We start from the raw sequence: 13588 nt of genomic DNA, 5'->3' as shown, positions 1-13588 counted from the left end.
GATCAATTTATTGTGGGGTGTGACGTGACGGCCAGGTCTCCAAAACATGTGCATGCAAGCGATGAGGAAATTGAACGCGCCTACGCCGCCTACCTTGCCGCGCTTTCCGCCCATTACCGTGCTGCGAGGGCGGAGCCGCGCGAGGTGGTCGCGGCGACGGAACAGGTTCTTGCGCGGTATCAGTCCATGCTGAACGACGGCGCAGCCGGCATTTCGTTCGACTGAATCGTTATAAAAAATAGATCGATCAGGCCACCGCTTTGGATGCGCAAGCGGGTTCGAAGGCCAGGGCCGAGAAGCGGTGGTCGGGCAGTCCGCGGCCTTGCAGCAGCAGGCGCGCGTCGCGCACCATCGCCGGCGCGCCGCAGGCGTAGACGCGGCCGTTGCGCAAATCCGGGTGGCGCTGCGCCGCCGCCTGCTGCACATGGCCGCGCGCGCCGCGCCAGCGCGGGGCGGGGCGGCTCAGCACCGGGATAAACGTGAAGCGCGGCGCGATCCGCGCCAGCCGCTCGAAATGCTCCAGCAGATAAAGGTCGCTCAACGTGCGGCCGCCCCAATACAGCGAGATCGGCGCGTCGCCGTAGTTGGCCAGCTCGCGCATCAGCATCGCGTGCAGCGGCGCGATGCCGGTGCCGGTGGCCAGCATGATCACCGGTTCGTCGCTCGCCGCCGGCCGCCAGACGCAGTCGCCGTACGGGCCGTGCAGCCGCAGCCGGTCTCCCGGTTCGACGCCGCGCGCCAGCCAATGCGCCATGGCGTCGTCGGGACGCAGCCGGAGGTGCAGTTCCAGCTGTCCGTCGGGGTCGCACGGCTGCGCCGGCGCGCAGGGGCGCAGATCGCCGTTGGGCAGTTCGATCGAGACGAACTGCCCCTCGCGGTAGCGGATCGGGTGCGCGGCGCCGTCGATTTTCAGCAGCAGCACGCCGGCGTCCAGGCGGTCGATCGACAGTACCGGCATTTCTACAGCGTTGGCGGGCGGTGACTCCATCTGCATTCCTTTGCGCTATGTTCGTAAGGATATAACGAGAGGGAATTATAGCCTGCCCAAATGCCGGCGATATAATGAATCTTTTCATCGGAAGACGCTTGATGACAGCGAGAATCGCGTTAAAGCTGCGCTTGTGGCGGGAGGACGAGGTGGCGATGGGGCCGGGCAAGGCCGACCTGCTGGAGGCGATCGGCCAGACCGGCTCGATCAGCGCGGCGGCGCGGGCGATGCAGATGTCGTATCGCCGCGCGTGGCTGCTGGTCGACGTGATGAACCGCAGCTTCCGCGAGCCGCTGGTGCGCAGCGCCGTCGGCGGCACGCGCGGCGGCGGCGCGCAGCTGACCGAGGCCGGGGCCCGGGTGCTGGCGCAGTTCCGCGTGATGGAGGATGCGGCGCTGACGGCCGCCGCCGCCCATCTGGCGCCGCTGGTGGACGAACTGTCCGACCAGGCGCCGGGCGGCGGCGCCTGACTCAGGCGGCTTTCTTCTCGAACCTGGCCGCCTCCTCCGAGCCGCCGGTCGCGTTGCCCTTGCTGTACGAGTGCGCGCCGACGCCGGCCAGCTGGCCATCCTGGACGATCAGGTATTCGTCGCGGATCGGCCTTTGCTCGAAATAGCATTCCAGGATTTCGCGCGTGCCGGCCGCGTAGCGGGTCTGCGCCGACAGGCTGGTACCGGAGATGTGCGGCGTCATGCCGTGGTGCGGCATGCTGCGCCACGGGTGGTCGTTCGGCGCCGGCTGCGGGAACCAGACGTCGCCGGCGTAGCCCGCCAGTTGGCCGCTCTCCAGCGCGGCGACGATGGCGTCGCGGTCGCACAGCTTGCCGCGCGCGGTGTTGATCAGGTAGGCGCCGCGCTTGAAGTGCTTCAGGCTCTCGGCGTTGATCATGTGCTCGGTCTCGGGATGCAGCGGGCAATTCAGCGTCACCACGTCGCACACCTTGGCCAGGCTTTCCAGGCTGCTGTGGTAGGTCAGGTTCAGCTCCTGCTCGACCGCCTGCGGCAGGCGGTGGCGGTCCAGGTAGTGCAGCTTGACGTCGAACGGATGCAGCAGCCGCAGCACGCGCAGGCCGATGCGGCCGGCCGCCACCGTGCCGACGTTCATCGCCTCCAGGTCGTAGGAGCGGGCCACGCAGTCGGCGATGTTCCAGCCGCCGTTGACCACCCAGTTGTACGAAGGGATGTAATTGCGCACCTGCGCCAGGATCATCATCAGCACATGCTCGGCGACGCTGTTGCTGTTGCAGTAGGTGACTTCGGCCACGGTGACCCGGTGCGCCATCGCCGCCTGCAGGTCGGTGTGGTCGGAGCCGATGCCGGCGGTGACGATCATCTTCAGTTGCTTGGCCTTGGCGATGCGCTCGGCCGTCATGTAGGCCGGCCAGAACGGCTGCGAGATGACGATCTCGGCGTCGTGCAGTTCGCGATCGAGCACGCTGCCGTCGCCGTCCTTGCTGGAGGTGACGATCAGCTGGTGGCCGTTCGATTCCAGGTATTTGCGCAGGCCCAGTTCGCCGGACACGCTGCCCAGCAGCGCGCCGGGGGTGAAGTCGATCGCCCTCGGCGTCGGCAGCGTCTGGCCGTCGGGATAGCGCGCCGGTTGCGGCAGGTCGTCGCGGGCGTAGCTGGTCGGGTAGCCGTCGACCGGGTCGTCGTATAAAACACAGATAATTTTGGCCATGCTGGTCTCCTTGTTGTGGCCCGCGCCGGTTGGCGGCGGGCGGTACGGAGATCATGGCCGCTTCGGCGCCGGCGATCCAATACCGGAGGACGATCGCTCAATAGATGTCGCTTATCAAACCGTCGAAGCGGGCCTGCAGCGGCACCTGCAACGCCAGCTGCAGCACGGCGGCGGTGACCGCCGGCAGCGGATCCTGTTCGCGCAGCACCAGCCCGATCTGGCGCGACAGCTGCGGCAGCAGCGGCACGATGCTCAGCTCCTGGCGCAGCTCGATCAGGCTCAGGACGCTGTGCGGCACCACGGCGCACAGGTCGCTGAAGCGCACCTGCGCGTACAGCGCGAAGATGGAGTCGGTCTCGACCTGGATGCGTGGCTTGGCGGCGACGCTGCGGAAGGCGGCGTCGATGATCTGCCGGCTTTGCATATTGGCCGTCAGCAGGCACAGGTCCAGCTCGGCGGCCTGGGCCCAGCTCAGGGCGCTGCGGCCGCCGAACACGGCGGGGTCGCGCGCCACCAGCACATAGCGTTCCTGGAACAGCGGGTGCACCTGGAAGCCGGCCAGCACGTTGCCGTCCAAGAAGGTCAGCCCGAGGTCGAGGTCGCAGTTGTCGAGCCGGCGCACGATCTCGTCCGACGGCAGCGACAGGATGGTCAGCTTGATGCCGCGGTAGCGCTCGTGGCAGCCGGCGGTGAGGAAGGGCACCACCGGCATCGCGGTCGGGATGGCGCCGATGCGCAGCGTGCCGGTCGGGGTGCGGTTGGCGTCGACCGCCTCCTGCCGCATCGCTTCGTAGCTGGAGAGCATGTGCTGGGCCCAGCCGACCACGCGCCGGCCTTCGTCGGTCAGGCCTTCGTAGTTGCGGCCGCGCCGCACCAGTTGCAGGTCGAGCTCCTGCTCCAGCTTGGCGATCGCGCTCGACAGCGCCGGCTGCGACACGTGGCAGGCGTCGGCCGCGCGCGAGAAGTGGCCCAGTTCGGCCAGTGCCACCAGGTATTCCAGCTGTCGGATGAACATCAAGGTTTCCTTATCTGCGATGCTTTTCGCTTGTCACCGGGGCGATCGGTCCGTACCATGCGCTTTCACCCTATCATCTTTCGGAGCAAACCATGTTCACCAGCGCGCGTAATCAACTCAGCGGAAAAGTCTCGGCCATTCAACGCGGCGCGGTCAACGATGAAGTGGAAATCACCTTGCCGGACGGCCAGCAGGTGGTCGCGGTCGTGACCCACAGCAGCACCGAGTCGCTGGGCCTGAAGCCGGGCGTCGACGCGTTCGCGCTGATCAAGGCGTCCTGGATCATCCTGCTGACCGACACCGCCGGCATCCGCCTGTCGGCGCGCAACCAGTTGTCCGGCACGGTCGAGAAAGTCACGCCCGGCGCGGTCAACGCCGAAGTCACGCTGAAGCTGGCCAGCGGCGACCTCATCGCCGCCATCGTCACCAACGAAAGCATCACCAATCTGGGTCTGAAGGCCGGCGTCGCCGCCAGCGCCGCGTTCAAGGCGTCCAGCGTGATCGTCGGCGTCAAGGCGTAAGCGTCCGGCGCATCAACGCCGCGACCGCGCGCTGACGGCTGCGCCCTTAGCGGTGCAGCCGCTGCATCAGTTCGACGAAGCTGGCGATGCTGGCGCTGCGGATCGGGTGGCAGTCGATGCCGTGGCGGGCGCAGGTCTGCTTGGTGACGTGCATCGCGTTGTGGCTGATGAAGTCGACCGGGAACACCACCAGTTGCGCGCGCGGCAGCATGGTCGCCAGCAAGCCCCGGCGGTCCTCGACGCCGCCGTCGTGCACCAGCAGTTCGCCGCCGGCCGCCGCCACCAGCTTGCTCAGCGTGGCGGTCGACGCGGGCCGGCCGCCGACGTACAGCACGCATTTGCCGTCCAGCGGCGGCAGCGCGGCGGCGACGGCGTCGCCTTCCATCGCCTGCATCAGCGCCTGCTCCAGCACCCTGAGCTCCAGCCTGGCGGTGTCGGCCTCGTCGCCGGCCTGCCGCGCGGACGCTTGCAGGATCTCGTTGCGCTCCTGTTCGGCCAACAATCTTTGTTCCGCCTCGTTGCGGCGCGCGGTGTGCAGCGCCAGCTTCTGGTCGCGGTCCGCCAGCGCGGCGCGCAGCTGCGCCAGCTCTTGCGCCGCGTGGTCCGGCGGCAGCCGTGCCTGCCGCTGCAACTGCGACGTCAGGTCGTCGAGCCGTTGCTCCAGCGCGCCGACCACCGCCGTCTGGCGCGCGCCCATTTCGTTCAGGCGGCTTTGCTGGCGGGCGTTGTGCTCCTTCAGGCGTTCGCATTGCTCCTCCAGTTCGACCAGCCGGCGGATGTCGGCGCGGTTCGAGGCGCCCACCAGGTGCGACAGCATGTGCACGTCGCCGAACGCCAGCGAGCGCACTTCGAAGGTCGACGCCGGATGCGTCATCAACGCCCAGTAGGCGCCGGGCACGTCGCCGTTGGCCAGCGCTTCCTGCCATAGCAGGTGCAGCGCCCGCTCGTCGTTGGCGCCGCGGAATTTGCGGATGCTCAGCGCATGGCGGGTGTCCAGCGCCTTGTTCAGTTCCTTGGCGACGGCGCCGCCGTCGGTGGATAGCTCGACCGCCGTGTGGTGGATCTGCAGGTCGGTCGCCTGCTTGCGGTCGAGCTGCGGGGCGTAGCGCGGGATCAGACGGCGCAGCTCGGCGGTCGTCAGGCAGGTGCCGACGATGGAGCAGTGGATGTTCGGGTCCAGCTCGGACAGCTTGGCGCGTTTGGCCGTCGTCGGCGCGACCGGCTCGCGCGTCGCCGGCGTGCAGCAGACGTCCCACAGCGGCTGCGGCGCCTCGGCCAGGCGGGTGCCGAATACCGGATGCTGCGGCGGTTGAACCTTGAGTGCGTTGGCATGCGCGTGGGGCATGGGGCTATCCTTGTGAAAATCGCTATGTATTCCAGAATATAGCGTATCGCACAGGCGCGCGCCACAAGCGCAGTATAATTTGGTATATAACGCTCAATGTCTTTCTTTAGGGAATCGAAAAATGGCTGGTTTATTGCAGCGCCTGGTACTGATCGGGGTTTTGGCGTGCGGCGTGGCGCAGGCGCACGACACCGCGCCGCCCGCCGCGCCGACCGGACGTGTCGCGGTCGGCGGCGCGGTGCAGCAAACGCTGACGCTGGGCGTCGACGATCTGCGCCAGTTCCCGGCCGACCAGATCGTCGAGGTCCGCTTGCCGGCGCGCGACGCGGCCGGCCAGCCGAGCGTGCTGAAAGGCGTGCGGCTGCGGGCGCTGCTGGAGCGCGCCAAGGTGGTGACGGCCGACCACAACACGGTCAAGAAGCTGGCCATTATCGCCGCCGCCAGCGATGGCTACAAGGTGGTGTTTTCGTGGAGCGAGTTGTTCAACACCGAGCTGGGCGACTCGGTGCTGGTGGTGTTCGAACGCGACGGCAAGCCGCTCGCCGCCGCCGAAGGGCCGCTGGCGCTGATCTCGGGCAAGGACATCCGCACCGGGCCGCGTCACGTCAAGTGGCTGCAGTCGGTCGAAGTGCGGCAGATCGTCGATTAGGGTGGCCATGAAGACTGCGCTGGTGTTACGCCATCTGGCGTTCGAAGACCTGGGCCGTTTGCGGCCCGTGCTGGAGCAGGCGGGTTACGCCATCCGCTACATCGAGGCGGGCGTCGACGCGCTGGCGCCGCACGCGCCGCTGGAGCCGGACCTGCTGGTCATCCTCGGCGGTCCGATCTCGGTCTACGACATCGAAGATTATCCGTGGCTGGCGGCGCAGATCGACTGGATCCGCCTGCGCTTGCTGGCCGATCGGCCGACCTTGGGCATCTGCCTCGGCGCGCAGCTGATGGCGCGGGCGCTGAACGCCAGGGTCTACGCCGGCGGCGTCAAGGAAATCGGCTGGGCGGAACTGTCGCGCGGCAGGGAGGGCGAGGACGTCGCCGGCTGGATCGACTACATCGAGAGCGCGGGCTCAGTGCTGCACTGGCATGGCGACACTTATGATCTGCCGTCCGGCGCGCGCCATCTGGCGAGCAGCGCGCTGTATGAGAACCAGGCCTTCGCCTGGGGCGCGCATTGTCTTGCGGTGCAATTCCATCCCGAGTTCGATGCGTCCAGGCTCGAGCAGTGGCTGATCGGCCATTGCCTGGAAATCGCCGCCGCGCCGGGCGTGACCCCGGCCGGGCTGCGCGCCGCCACCGCGCGCCACGCCGCGCCATCGCAGGCGGCGGCGGAGCGCTTCTTCGCCACCTGGATCGAGAGCCTGAACGGCTGCCGCTGCAAAAAGCAGGTCGCGCCGCCGCAGCAGCAGGTCATGCATCGCTGCGCGCGCAATTTCTAGTTCAACACGGACCCCCTCGTGGAGGACATGGGTATGGGGTGTCTTTTTTTTCGGGTTTTACTAAAACTTGCGATCTAATGCTACCTCGCGATGACTGCTGATATTTCATCGTAACCGACGCTAATTTGGGAACTAAACCGCGCCATACGCCTCTAACGTTTATAGGCTGTAAAAGCTACGTAGCTTTTAGTAAGCGGTAGTGTGAGGTAGCAAAGCTTCGCAATGGTTAGCACTGATCTTCCTTTCGCATTCCCCATTCGCGTCCCCGACAATTTGCTGGTCGAGATGGGGAAATTTACTGGTCTTCATTGGAACGATTCGTTCGGGATGGAGCCGTACGTTTGCGAAGCGCTGCGCAATTATATGAAGCCTGCGCCGCCGCCACAGGAGCAGGTGGCGTCGCCGTCCGAGTCCGGCTACCAATGGAAAGAAGTGTTTCTTCCCGAGGGAACCAGGCTGCGCGCGAGCTTCGACCATCAGCAATATTTCGCCGTGGTAGCGGGCGCGGAAATCAAATACGGCGAGCACGCCATCTCGCCGTCGTGTTTTGCGAATTTGTTCGGCAGCGGCAATCGCAACGCGTGGAAAGCCGTCTGGCTGCGCCTGCCTGGTAGCACTGAATGGCTGCTGGCCGATGTCTGCCGCTCGGCGCGCAAGGCCGCGATAGCGCGCCTGATGGAAGGCGATGGGGCGGGCACGGCGGGCGATGAACGCAAGCAGCCGGCCAACCAGCCCGTCAAGCAGTCAGCCCCGCAGCGAGCCAAGCCGTCCGCCACGGCGCCGGCGAAGCAGCCGCCGCGCCCGGCAGGCGGGAGCGGCATCACCGATGGCCCATTCGTCCGCGCCGCCGCTCCGCACACAGGGCGCCAAGGTGGGCCGCGCCGAAGCGATACCGGTTCACCCGTGGCTCCCGGCGCAGGGCCTGGCGACAGCGCTCGGCACAAAAAAAGCGCCGGCCGTAGCGCCCGACGCAAGCGCCGCGCAATGAAACAATCCCCGCAGGCCCTTGATGAACGATGACAGCCGCGTAGGCGCGTTCGCCTGGTGGCTCAAGGGCTCAGGCCTGCCCGCGCGCCAGCCATGCCTGATAGCGTTCGCGGGTATCCGGCGCGGTCGGCGGATACAAGCCGATGATGGCGACGCCGCGCTGCACTTCCTCCAGCACGAACCGCTCGAAGCGCTCCATCTCGACCGCGTCGACCGCGATCTCGCCGGCCAGATGCGCCGGGATGCAGACCACGCCGTCATCGTCGCCCACCATGATATCGCCCGGATAGACCGGCACGCCACCGCAGCCGATCGGCGCATTGATGTCCAGCGCATGATGGCGAATCAGATTGGTCGGCGCCGACGGACCGGCGCACCACGCCGGCATCTCCAGCGCCGCGATGCCCGAAGCGTCGCGCAGGCCGCCATCGCTGACGATGCCGGCCGCGCCGCGCACCTGCATGCGCGTCGCCAGAATGCTGCCGGCCGACGCCACCGACGCGTCGCCACGACAATCCATCACCAGCACCGCACCGGGCGGAATCTCCTCCACCGCCACGCGCTGCGGATGACGCGGATCGCGGAAGGCCTCGATGCCGTCCAGGTCCTCGCGCGACGGAATGTAGCGCAGCGTATAGGCCGGCCCGGCCAAGCGCTGTCCGGCCTTCAGCGGCCGCGCACCCTGGATGAACACATTGCGGAAGCCGCGCTTGAACAGCAGCGAAGTCAAGGTCGCGGTGCTGACCGTCTTCAGCATCGCCAGTGTAGCGTCATCGCTCATTTGGCCTCCTGCTCGCGCTCGAACAGCGTGTTGCTGAAGCTGATGCGGCTACGGTCGATATGGTTTTGCCGATAGTAGGCATCCCACTTCGCGGCAACGATGGTATGCGCCTTGGTATCGGGATCGAGCGCCTGCAAATAGTCGCCGAACTTGAAGTAGATATTGCGCTCGTCCGCCTTCACCATGACCGGCGCGGTCCGCACGACGCCCTTGTCGGTCTTGACCGCGACCACCGCCTCACGTTTGACAAAGCGGATATCCAGGTCGAAGCTCTCGCCTGAGCGCACCGTGCCCATGGAGGTCGTCACTTCCTTGCCGTCGGTGCCGAGTATCCGCACCAGCACATCGAACACGCCGTTGCCGGCCTTGCCGTCCAGGCCCTTGGCGTCCGCCGTATCCTGCACGTAGACTTTGACCAGTGTGTCCAGGCCCTCGCCGTGATACTGGGCGACGATGGTCTTGGCGCCGTCCGGCAGATCGATCGTGACGCGGGCCGCGAAGTGCTCGCGCGTCTGATCGGCGGTGTGCCTTTGCTTGGCCGCGACCTTCAATTCATTGCGGTAGCCGTGGCCGTGGCCGGAATCGTGGCGCGAGCTGAAGGCGCTGAAGTTCAGCGTCCCGGTGTACGGCGACGGATACGGCGAGATGCCCTCCAGCTCGAACACCCGGCTCAACTCCTGCTGCGGCGTGAAACCGGTCTGCGCCTGCGCGGCGGCGGCCAGCACGGCGGCACCCAATAAAAATATCATGCGGTTCATGCGAGCTCCTTGGCGATAACGTGCTGCGTTTGCGTGCCCAATCCCGCGATGGCGAGTTGCAGCACATCGCCATGCTTGAGAAAGCGCGGCGGCGTCAAACCGATGCCGACGCCCCCCGGCGTGCCGGTCACGATCACATCGCCCGGCAGCAGCGTCATGAACTGGCTCAGATAGGAAACGATGAACGCCACCGGGAAGATCATGTCCGATGTGTTGCTGGACTGCGTGACCGCGCCGTTCAAGCGCAGCTCCAGGTCCAGCGCCTGCGGATCGGGGACCTCGTCGGCGGTCACCAGCCACGGCCCGATCGGGCCGAAGGTATCGAAGCTCTTGCCCTTGTAAAGCTGACCGTTGCGGTGGTTCTGCCAATGACGTTCCGACAGGTCGTTGCCGATGCAGTAGCCGGCCACGTGGCGCAGCGCATCCTGCTGCGTCACGCTGCGCGCGGTGCTGCCGATGATGACGCCCAGCTCGATCTCCCAATCGCTGTGCTCCGAACCAGGCGGCATCACGATATCGTCATTCGGCCCGCTCAACGCGGTGATCGCCTTGGTGAAGACGATGGGCTCCGCCGGCAGCGCCTGGCCGGATTCCTCGGCGTGCTTGCGGTAGTTCAGCGCGATGCCGATGAACTGGCGGATGCCGGCCACCGGCACCCCGATCCGCACCTCGGCATCGACCAGCGGCAGCTGCTCAAGATCGATGGCGGCCAGCGCGCGCAAGCGCTGCGGCGACAGCCACTCCGGCGTCAGGTCCGGCACCAGAGCCGACAGATCGCGGATGCCGCCTTGCGCGTCCAGCGCCGCCGGTTTCTCAGCGCCTGGCGCGCCGACCCGTAGAAGTCTCATGTGCGGTCCCGTTTATTTCAGCATGCTGTCGAGCAGCGGTTGCATCGCGTCGGCCCACAGCTGGTAGCCGGCGGGGCCGGGGTGCAGCTGGTCCGGCATGATGGCGTTGGGGATCTTGCCGTCCTGGCCGAGGAACACCGCGCTGATGTCGAGGAAACGCACGGTCTTGCCGTCATCCAGTTTCGCCAGGTCGGCGTTGACGGCGCTGATGGTCTGCATGCGCTTGGCCGCGTCGTCGACCGAGGCCTGCGTCACCGGGGTTCCTTTGGCCTCGCGCGGACCGCGCGGGAATATCCCCAGCACCAGTAGCTTGGTCTGCGGCAGCTTGGCGCGCACCATGGCGACGATCTTGCGGTCGGCGGCGGCGATTTCCTCCGCGTTGTATTCGAGGCTGTTGTTGGTCCCCATCATCAGCACCGCGACCTTGGGCGCGATGCCGTCCAGTTCACCGTGCTCGATCTGCCAGATCAGGTTCTGCGTGCGCGCGCCGCCGATGCCGAAATTGGCCGGCTGGTATTTGCCGTAATAGGTTTCCCAGATATGCGGCGCTACCTTCCAGCGCTCGGTGATGGAATCGCCGAGGAACAGCAAGCCGATCGGACCACTCTTGGCGCGCGCCAGGAAGGCTTCGTGGTGCTGCAGGAAGACGCCCTTGTCCTGCTTCTCGAACGCTTCTGATGCGCTCAGTTTCGGCTTGGCCTGCGGCGCGTCCTGCGCGTGGACCTGGCCGCCGATCAGGGCGAGGGCGATCAGCAGATTGCGGATATGTTGGTTCATGCTTGTTTCTCCTTGACGGGTACGACGGGACCACCAAGCCAGATCGCCAGATAAACCAGCGGCACCAGCACGGCCCCAAGAACGAAGAACGGCGTGTAATTCCCGCCGGCGGTGAGTTCGGGCACCAGCTGCATGCAGACGATCACGCCGATCACCGCCGACGTGCCGCTGATGCCGGCCAGCGAGCCGACGGTTTTGCCCGAGTAGAAATCGCTGGGCAGCGTTTGGATATTGGTGATCGCGGCCTGGAAGCCGAACAGGATCACGCCGATCGAGATCACCGCCAGCAGTGGCGTGGCGGCCATGGCGCTGAGGATCAACGCCGGGAACATCACCGCCAGTCCGAGCGCGATCACCAGCTTGCGCGCGGCGTTGACGCTCCAGCCGCGCTGCAGCAGCAGGCCGCACAGCCAGCCGCCGCCCAGCGCGCCGATGCCGGCGCCGACATACGGCACCCAGGCGAACAGGCCGATCTGCTTGACGTCGAAATGGAACTTCTCGTTCAGGTACAGCGGCAGCCAGCCGACGAACAGCCACCAGATCGGGTCGATGAAGAAGCGCGCGGCGATCACGCTCCAGCTCTGGCGGTGGCGCAGCAGCTGCGACCAGGTCGGCACGTATTCGGCCTTGGCTTCGGCCGGACGCTGTTGTCCGCTGAGGATGTACTGGCGTTCTTCTTCGCTGATCCACGGGTGGGTGTCCGGGCCGGATTTGTAGATGATCAGCCATGGCACGATCCAGATGAAGCCCAGCGCGCCGATCAGGATGAAGGTGGTCTTCCAGCCGACGTAGGCGTACAGGAAAGCCACCAGCGGCGGGGCGATGATCGAGCCGACCGAGGCGCCGGCGCCGAAGATGCCTTGTCCCAGCGCGCGCTCGCGCACCGGGAACCATTCGGCGATGGCCTTGGTGGCGCCGGGCCAGTTGCCCGCTTCGCCGACGCCCAGCATCACTCGGAACAGGCTGAAGGACAGCGCCGAGCGGGCCACGAAGTGCAGGCCGATCGAGATCGACCAGACTGCGATCGAGAGCAGGAAGCCGACCCGGGTGCCGAGCGCGTCGAACAGTTTGCCGAACAGCGATTGGCCGACCGCGTAGCCGATCAGGAAGACGGTGATGATGTTGGCGTAGTCGCGTTTGTCCATGCCCAGTTCGGCCGCGATGCCGGGCCACATCACCGCCAGTGCGGAGCGGTCGATGTAGTTGATAATCGTCGCGATGGCCACCAGCGTGATGACTAGCCAGCGCAGACCTTTCATTGTTTTCATGCCCATGTCTCCAGATAATTTTATGATTTATTCTTGGTCAGGCTGTGAATCGGAAGTGGTCAGGCTTCCCCGAGTTGCGCGCGGTTCGGCAGGCCCTCGCAATCGCCGCGATACTGGATCACGCGCGCGCCGATGGCATTGCCGCGCGCGGCGGCCGCCGCCAAAGGCAGGTTTTCCAGCAAGGCGCTGATGACGCCGACCGCGAAGCCGTCGCCCGCGCCGACGGTGTCCACGACCCTCGCCACCGCCACGCCAGGCGCGATGCCGCGTTGGCCGGCACCAGTGCCCGCCCGCCCGCCACCGCCCGCGCTGCCACCGCCACCCGCGCTGCCGCCGTCGCTGCCGCCGCCGTCGCCGCCGTGGCCCTCGCCGCCGCTAGCGCCGCCGCCCGCGTTGTCGCCGCCTCCGCCGGCGCCGCCAGCGCCGCCGCTAGTGCGACCGCCGATGCCTGCGTCGCCGCTTGCGCGCCCGTCGGCGTAGTAGGCGCCCTCGGCGCCGAGCTTGACGACCACCTGGCGCGCGCCGAGCGCGAGGTAGAAGTCGGCGATGTCGGCCGCATGCTGGCGGCCGGTCAGCAGCCGCCCCTCGGCCAGGCCGGGCATCACCACATCCGCCAGCGCCGCCACTTCATTGATCCCCGCGATCATCGCCTGCTGCGACGCCCAAAGGCGCGGCCGCAGATTCGGATCGAAGGTGACGATACGCCCCGCCGCGCGCGCCTGCCGCGCCATCATCAGCACCAGCTCCCGGCAGCCCGACGATAGCGCCGGCGAAATCCCGGTCAGATGCAGCAAGCGCGCCTGCCGAAACTCGCCATCCGGAACATCGGTCGGCGACAAATGACTGGCCGCCGACCCGCGCCGGAAATATTCCACCTCCGGATCGCTGCCATCCTCCACCATGGTCTTCAACATGAAGCCCGTCGGATAGCGCGCATCGACGCGCACATGCCGCGTATCGATCCCCTCCGCCGTCATGAAGTCGAGCAGGTTGCGCCCCAGACTGTCGTCACCAAGACTGCTGACATACCCAACCTGCAAGCCCAACCGGCTCAACCCCACCGCCACATTCAATTCCGCACCGGCGGTGGCGCGCTCGAATTCGCCCACCCGGTCCAACGCCCCGGGCTGACGCGCGATCAACAGCGCCATCGCCTCACCGACAGTGACGACATCAGGTATCGACAT

The 13588-nt window shown here is 66.7% G+C and carries 16 protein-coding genes; 6 read left to right on the top strand and 10 right to left on the bottom strand.

Going from position 1 to position 13588, the window contains the following annotated elements:
• The first annotated feature begins 24 nt into the window (after positions 1–24).
• Complete coding sequence (locus tag GW587_RS19810; RefSeq protein WP_166106329.1) at positions 25–225, top strand: hypothetical protein; 201 nt, start codon at positions 25–27, stop codon at positions 223–225.
• Between the two features lie 22 nt (positions 226–247).
• Here GW587_RS19810 and GW587_RS19805 read toward each other — a convergent pair whose 3' ends face one another.
• Positions 248–988 carry an FAD-binding oxidoreductase gene (locus GW587_RS19805; protein ID WP_166106328.1) on the bottom strand — a complete coding sequence of 247 codons (741 nt, stop codon included), beginning with the start codon at positions 986–988 and terminating at the stop codon, positions 248–250.
• A 101-nt stretch (positions 989–1089) separates the two neighbouring features.
• Here GW587_RS19805 and GW587_RS19800 point away from each other — a divergent pair, with 101 nt between their 5' ends.
• A complete protein-coding gene (locus GW587_RS19800; protein WP_166106327.1) occupies positions 1090–1458 on the top strand; it encodes a winged helix-turn-helix domain-containing protein in 369 nt (122 codons plus the stop codon).
• A 1-nt stretch (position 1459) separates the two neighbouring features.
• On the opposite strand, the gene GW587_RS19795 is transcribed toward GW587_RS19800, so the two are convergent.
• Together GW587_RS19795 and GW587_RS19790 are read right to left on the bottom strand one after the other, a co-directional pair.
• Positions 1460–2668: an NAD-dependent formate dehydrogenase gene (locus GW587_RS19795; protein ID WP_166106326.1), complete on the bottom strand. Its 1209-nt coding sequence runs from the start codon at positions 2666–2668 to the stop codon at positions 1460–1462.
• A gap of 97 nt (positions 2669–2765) precedes the next feature.
• On the bottom strand, positions 2766–3683 hold the full coding sequence (locus tag GW587_RS19790; protein WP_166106325.1) for a LysR family transcriptional regulator: 918 nt from the start codon (positions 3681–3683) through the stop codon (positions 2766–2768).
• A gap of 92 nt (positions 3684–3775) precedes the next feature.
• On the opposite strand from GW587_RS19790, the gene GW587_RS19785 reads away from it, so the two are divergent.
• Positions 3776–4204, top strand: coding sequence for a TOBE domain-containing protein (locus GW587_RS19785; protein WP_166106324.1), 429 nt, complete (start codon positions 3776–3778; stop codon positions 4202–4204).
• A gap of 46 nt (positions 4205–4250) precedes the next feature.
• Here the strand turns inward: GW587_RS19785 and GW587_RS19780 are convergent, their stop codons facing one another.
• Positions 4251–5549 (bottom strand): DUF2325 domain-containing protein, encoded by a 1299-nt coding sequence (locus tag GW587_RS19780; RefSeq protein ID WP_166106323.1) that lies wholly within the window; start codon positions 5547–5549, stop codon positions 4251–4253.
• Between the two features lie 121 nt (positions 5550–5670).
• Between GW587_RS19780 and GW587_RS19775 the strand changes: the two genes are divergently transcribed.
• From GW587_RS19775 to GW587_RS19765, 3 genes are all read left to right on the top strand, one after another.
• Entirely contained in the window at positions 5671–6198 is a 528-nt protein-coding gene (locus tag GW587_RS19775) for a molybdopterin-dependent oxidoreductase (protein ID WP_166106322.1), read from the top strand.
• Positions 6199–6205: 7 nt separating this feature from the next.
• On the top strand, positions 6206–6982 hold the full coding sequence (locus tag GW587_RS19770; RefSeq protein WP_166106321.1) for a glutamine amidotransferase: 777 nt from the start codon (positions 6206–6208) through the stop codon (positions 6980–6982).
• A gap of 222 nt (positions 6983–7204) precedes the next feature.
• A complete protein-coding gene (locus tag GW587_RS19765) occupies positions 7205–8002 on the top strand; it encodes a hypothetical protein (protein ID WP_166106320.1) in 798 nt (265 codons plus the stop codon).
• A gap of 37 nt (positions 8003–8039) precedes the next feature.
• Here the strand turns inward: GW587_RS19765 and GW587_RS19760 are convergent, their stop codons facing one another.
• Genes GW587_RS19760 through GW587_RS19735 form a run of 6 tightly spaced genes read right to left on the bottom strand, consistent with a single transcriptional unit; the run spans position 8040 to position 13588 of the window.
• Entirely contained in the window at positions 8040–8750 is a 711-nt protein-coding gene (locus tag GW587_RS19760; protein WP_166106319.1) for a ribonuclease activity regulator RraA, read from the bottom strand.
• Positions 8747–9508: a polysaccharide lyase family 7 protein gene (locus GW587_RS19755; RefSeq protein ID WP_166106318.1), complete on the bottom strand. Its 762-nt coding sequence runs from the start codon at positions 9506–9508 to the stop codon at positions 8747–8749. Before GW587_RS19755 ends, GW587_RS19760 begins: the two co-directional genes overlap by 4 nt.
• Positions 9505–10356 carry a fumarylacetoacetate hydrolase family protein gene (locus tag GW587_RS19750; protein ID WP_166106317.1) on the bottom strand — a complete coding sequence of 284 codons (852 nt, stop codon included), beginning with the start codon at positions 10354–10356 and terminating at the stop codon, positions 9505–9507. Before GW587_RS19750 ends, GW587_RS19755 begins: the two co-directional genes overlap by 4 nt.
• Before the next feature lie 12 nt (positions 10357–10368).
• Positions 10369–11133: a GDSL-type esterase/lipase family protein gene (locus GW587_RS19745; RefSeq protein WP_166106316.1), complete on the bottom strand. Its 765-nt coding sequence runs from the start codon at positions 11131–11133 to the stop codon at positions 10369–10371.
• A complete protein-coding gene (locus tag GW587_RS19740) occupies positions 11130–12401 on the bottom strand; it encodes an MFS transporter (protein ID WP_166106315.1) in 1272 nt (423 codons plus the stop codon). The genes GW587_RS19745 and GW587_RS19740 overlap by 4 nt, the downstream gene beginning before the upstream one ends.
• Positions 12402–12460: 59 nt before the next feature.
• A complete protein-coding gene (locus GW587_RS19735; protein ID WP_371875625.1) occupies positions 12461–13588 on the bottom strand; it encodes a sugar kinase in 1128 nt (375 codons plus the stop codon).

This window comes from Duganella aceris (genome assembly GCF_011090165.1).
GTDB lineage: Bacteria > Pseudomonadota > Gammaproteobacteria > Burkholderiales > Burkholderiaceae_D > Rugamonas > Rugamonas aceris.
This window is presented reverse-complemented; position numbering and strand designations above follow the sequence as displayed.

What these genes read in the sequence shown, in the direction of transcription:
- GW587_RS19805 (WP_166106328.1), bottom strand. Translation starts at nt 988, where the DNA reads ATGGAGTCACCGCCCGCCAACGCTGTAGAAATGCCGGTACTGTCGATC.
- GW587_RS19800 (WP_166106327.1), top strand. Translation starts at nt 1,090, where the DNA reads ATGACAGCGAGAATCGCGTTAAAGCTGCGCTTGTGGCGGGAGGACGAG.
- GW587_RS19795 (WP_166106326.1), bottom strand. Translation starts at nt 2,668, where the DNA reads ATGGCCAAAATTATCTGTGTTTTATACGACGACCCGGTCGACGGCTAC.
- GW587_RS19790 (WP_166106325.1), bottom strand. Translation starts at nt 3,683, where the DNA reads ATGTTCATCCGACAGCTGGAATACCTGGTGGCACTGGCCGAACTGGGC.
- GW587_RS19785 (WP_166106324.1), top strand. Translation starts at nt 3,776, where the DNA reads ATGTTCACCAGCGCGCGTAATCAACTCAGCGGAAAAGTCTCGGCCATT.
- GW587_RS19780 (WP_166106323.1), bottom strand. Translation starts at nt 5,549, where the DNA reads ATGCCCCACGCGCATGCCAACGCACTCAAGGTTCAACCGCCGCAGCAT.
- GW587_RS19775 (WP_166106322.1), top strand. Translation starts at nt 5,671, where the DNA reads ATGGCTGGTTTATTGCAGCGCCTGGTACTGATCGGGGTTTTGGCGTGC.
- GW587_RS19770 (WP_166106321.1), top strand. Translation starts at nt 6,206, where the DNA reads ATGAAGACTGCGCTGGTGTTACGCCATCTGGCGTTCGAAGACCTGGGC.
- GW587_RS19765 (WP_166106320.1), top strand. Translation starts at nt 7,205, where the DNA reads ATGGTTAGCACTGATCTTCCTTTCGCATTCCCCATTCGCGTCCCCGAC.
- GW587_RS19760 (WP_166106319.1), bottom strand. Translation starts at nt 8,750, where the DNA reads ATGAGCGATGACGCTACACTGGCGATGCTGAAGACGGTCAGCACCGCG.
- GW587_RS19755 (WP_166106318.1), bottom strand. Translation starts at nt 9,508, where the DNA reads ATGAACCGCATGATATTTTTATTGGGTGCCGCCGTGCTGGCCGCCGCC.
- GW587_RS19750 (WP_166106317.1), bottom strand. Translation starts at nt 10,356, where the DNA reads ATGAGACTTCTACGGGTCGGCGCGCCAGGCGCTGAGAAACCGGCGGCG.
- GW587_RS19745 (WP_166106316.1), bottom strand. Translation starts at nt 11,133, where the DNA reads ATGAACCAACATATCCGCAATCTGCTGATCGCCCTCGCCCTGATCGGC.
- GW587_RS19740 (WP_166106315.1), bottom strand. Translation starts at nt 12,401, where the DNA reads ATGAAAACAATGAAAGGTCTGCGCTGGCTAGTCATCACGCTGGTGGCC.
- GW587_RS19735 (WP_371875625.1), bottom strand. Translation starts at nt 13,588, where the DNA reads ATGTCGATACCTGATGTCGTCACTGTCGGTGAGGCGATGGCGCTGTTG.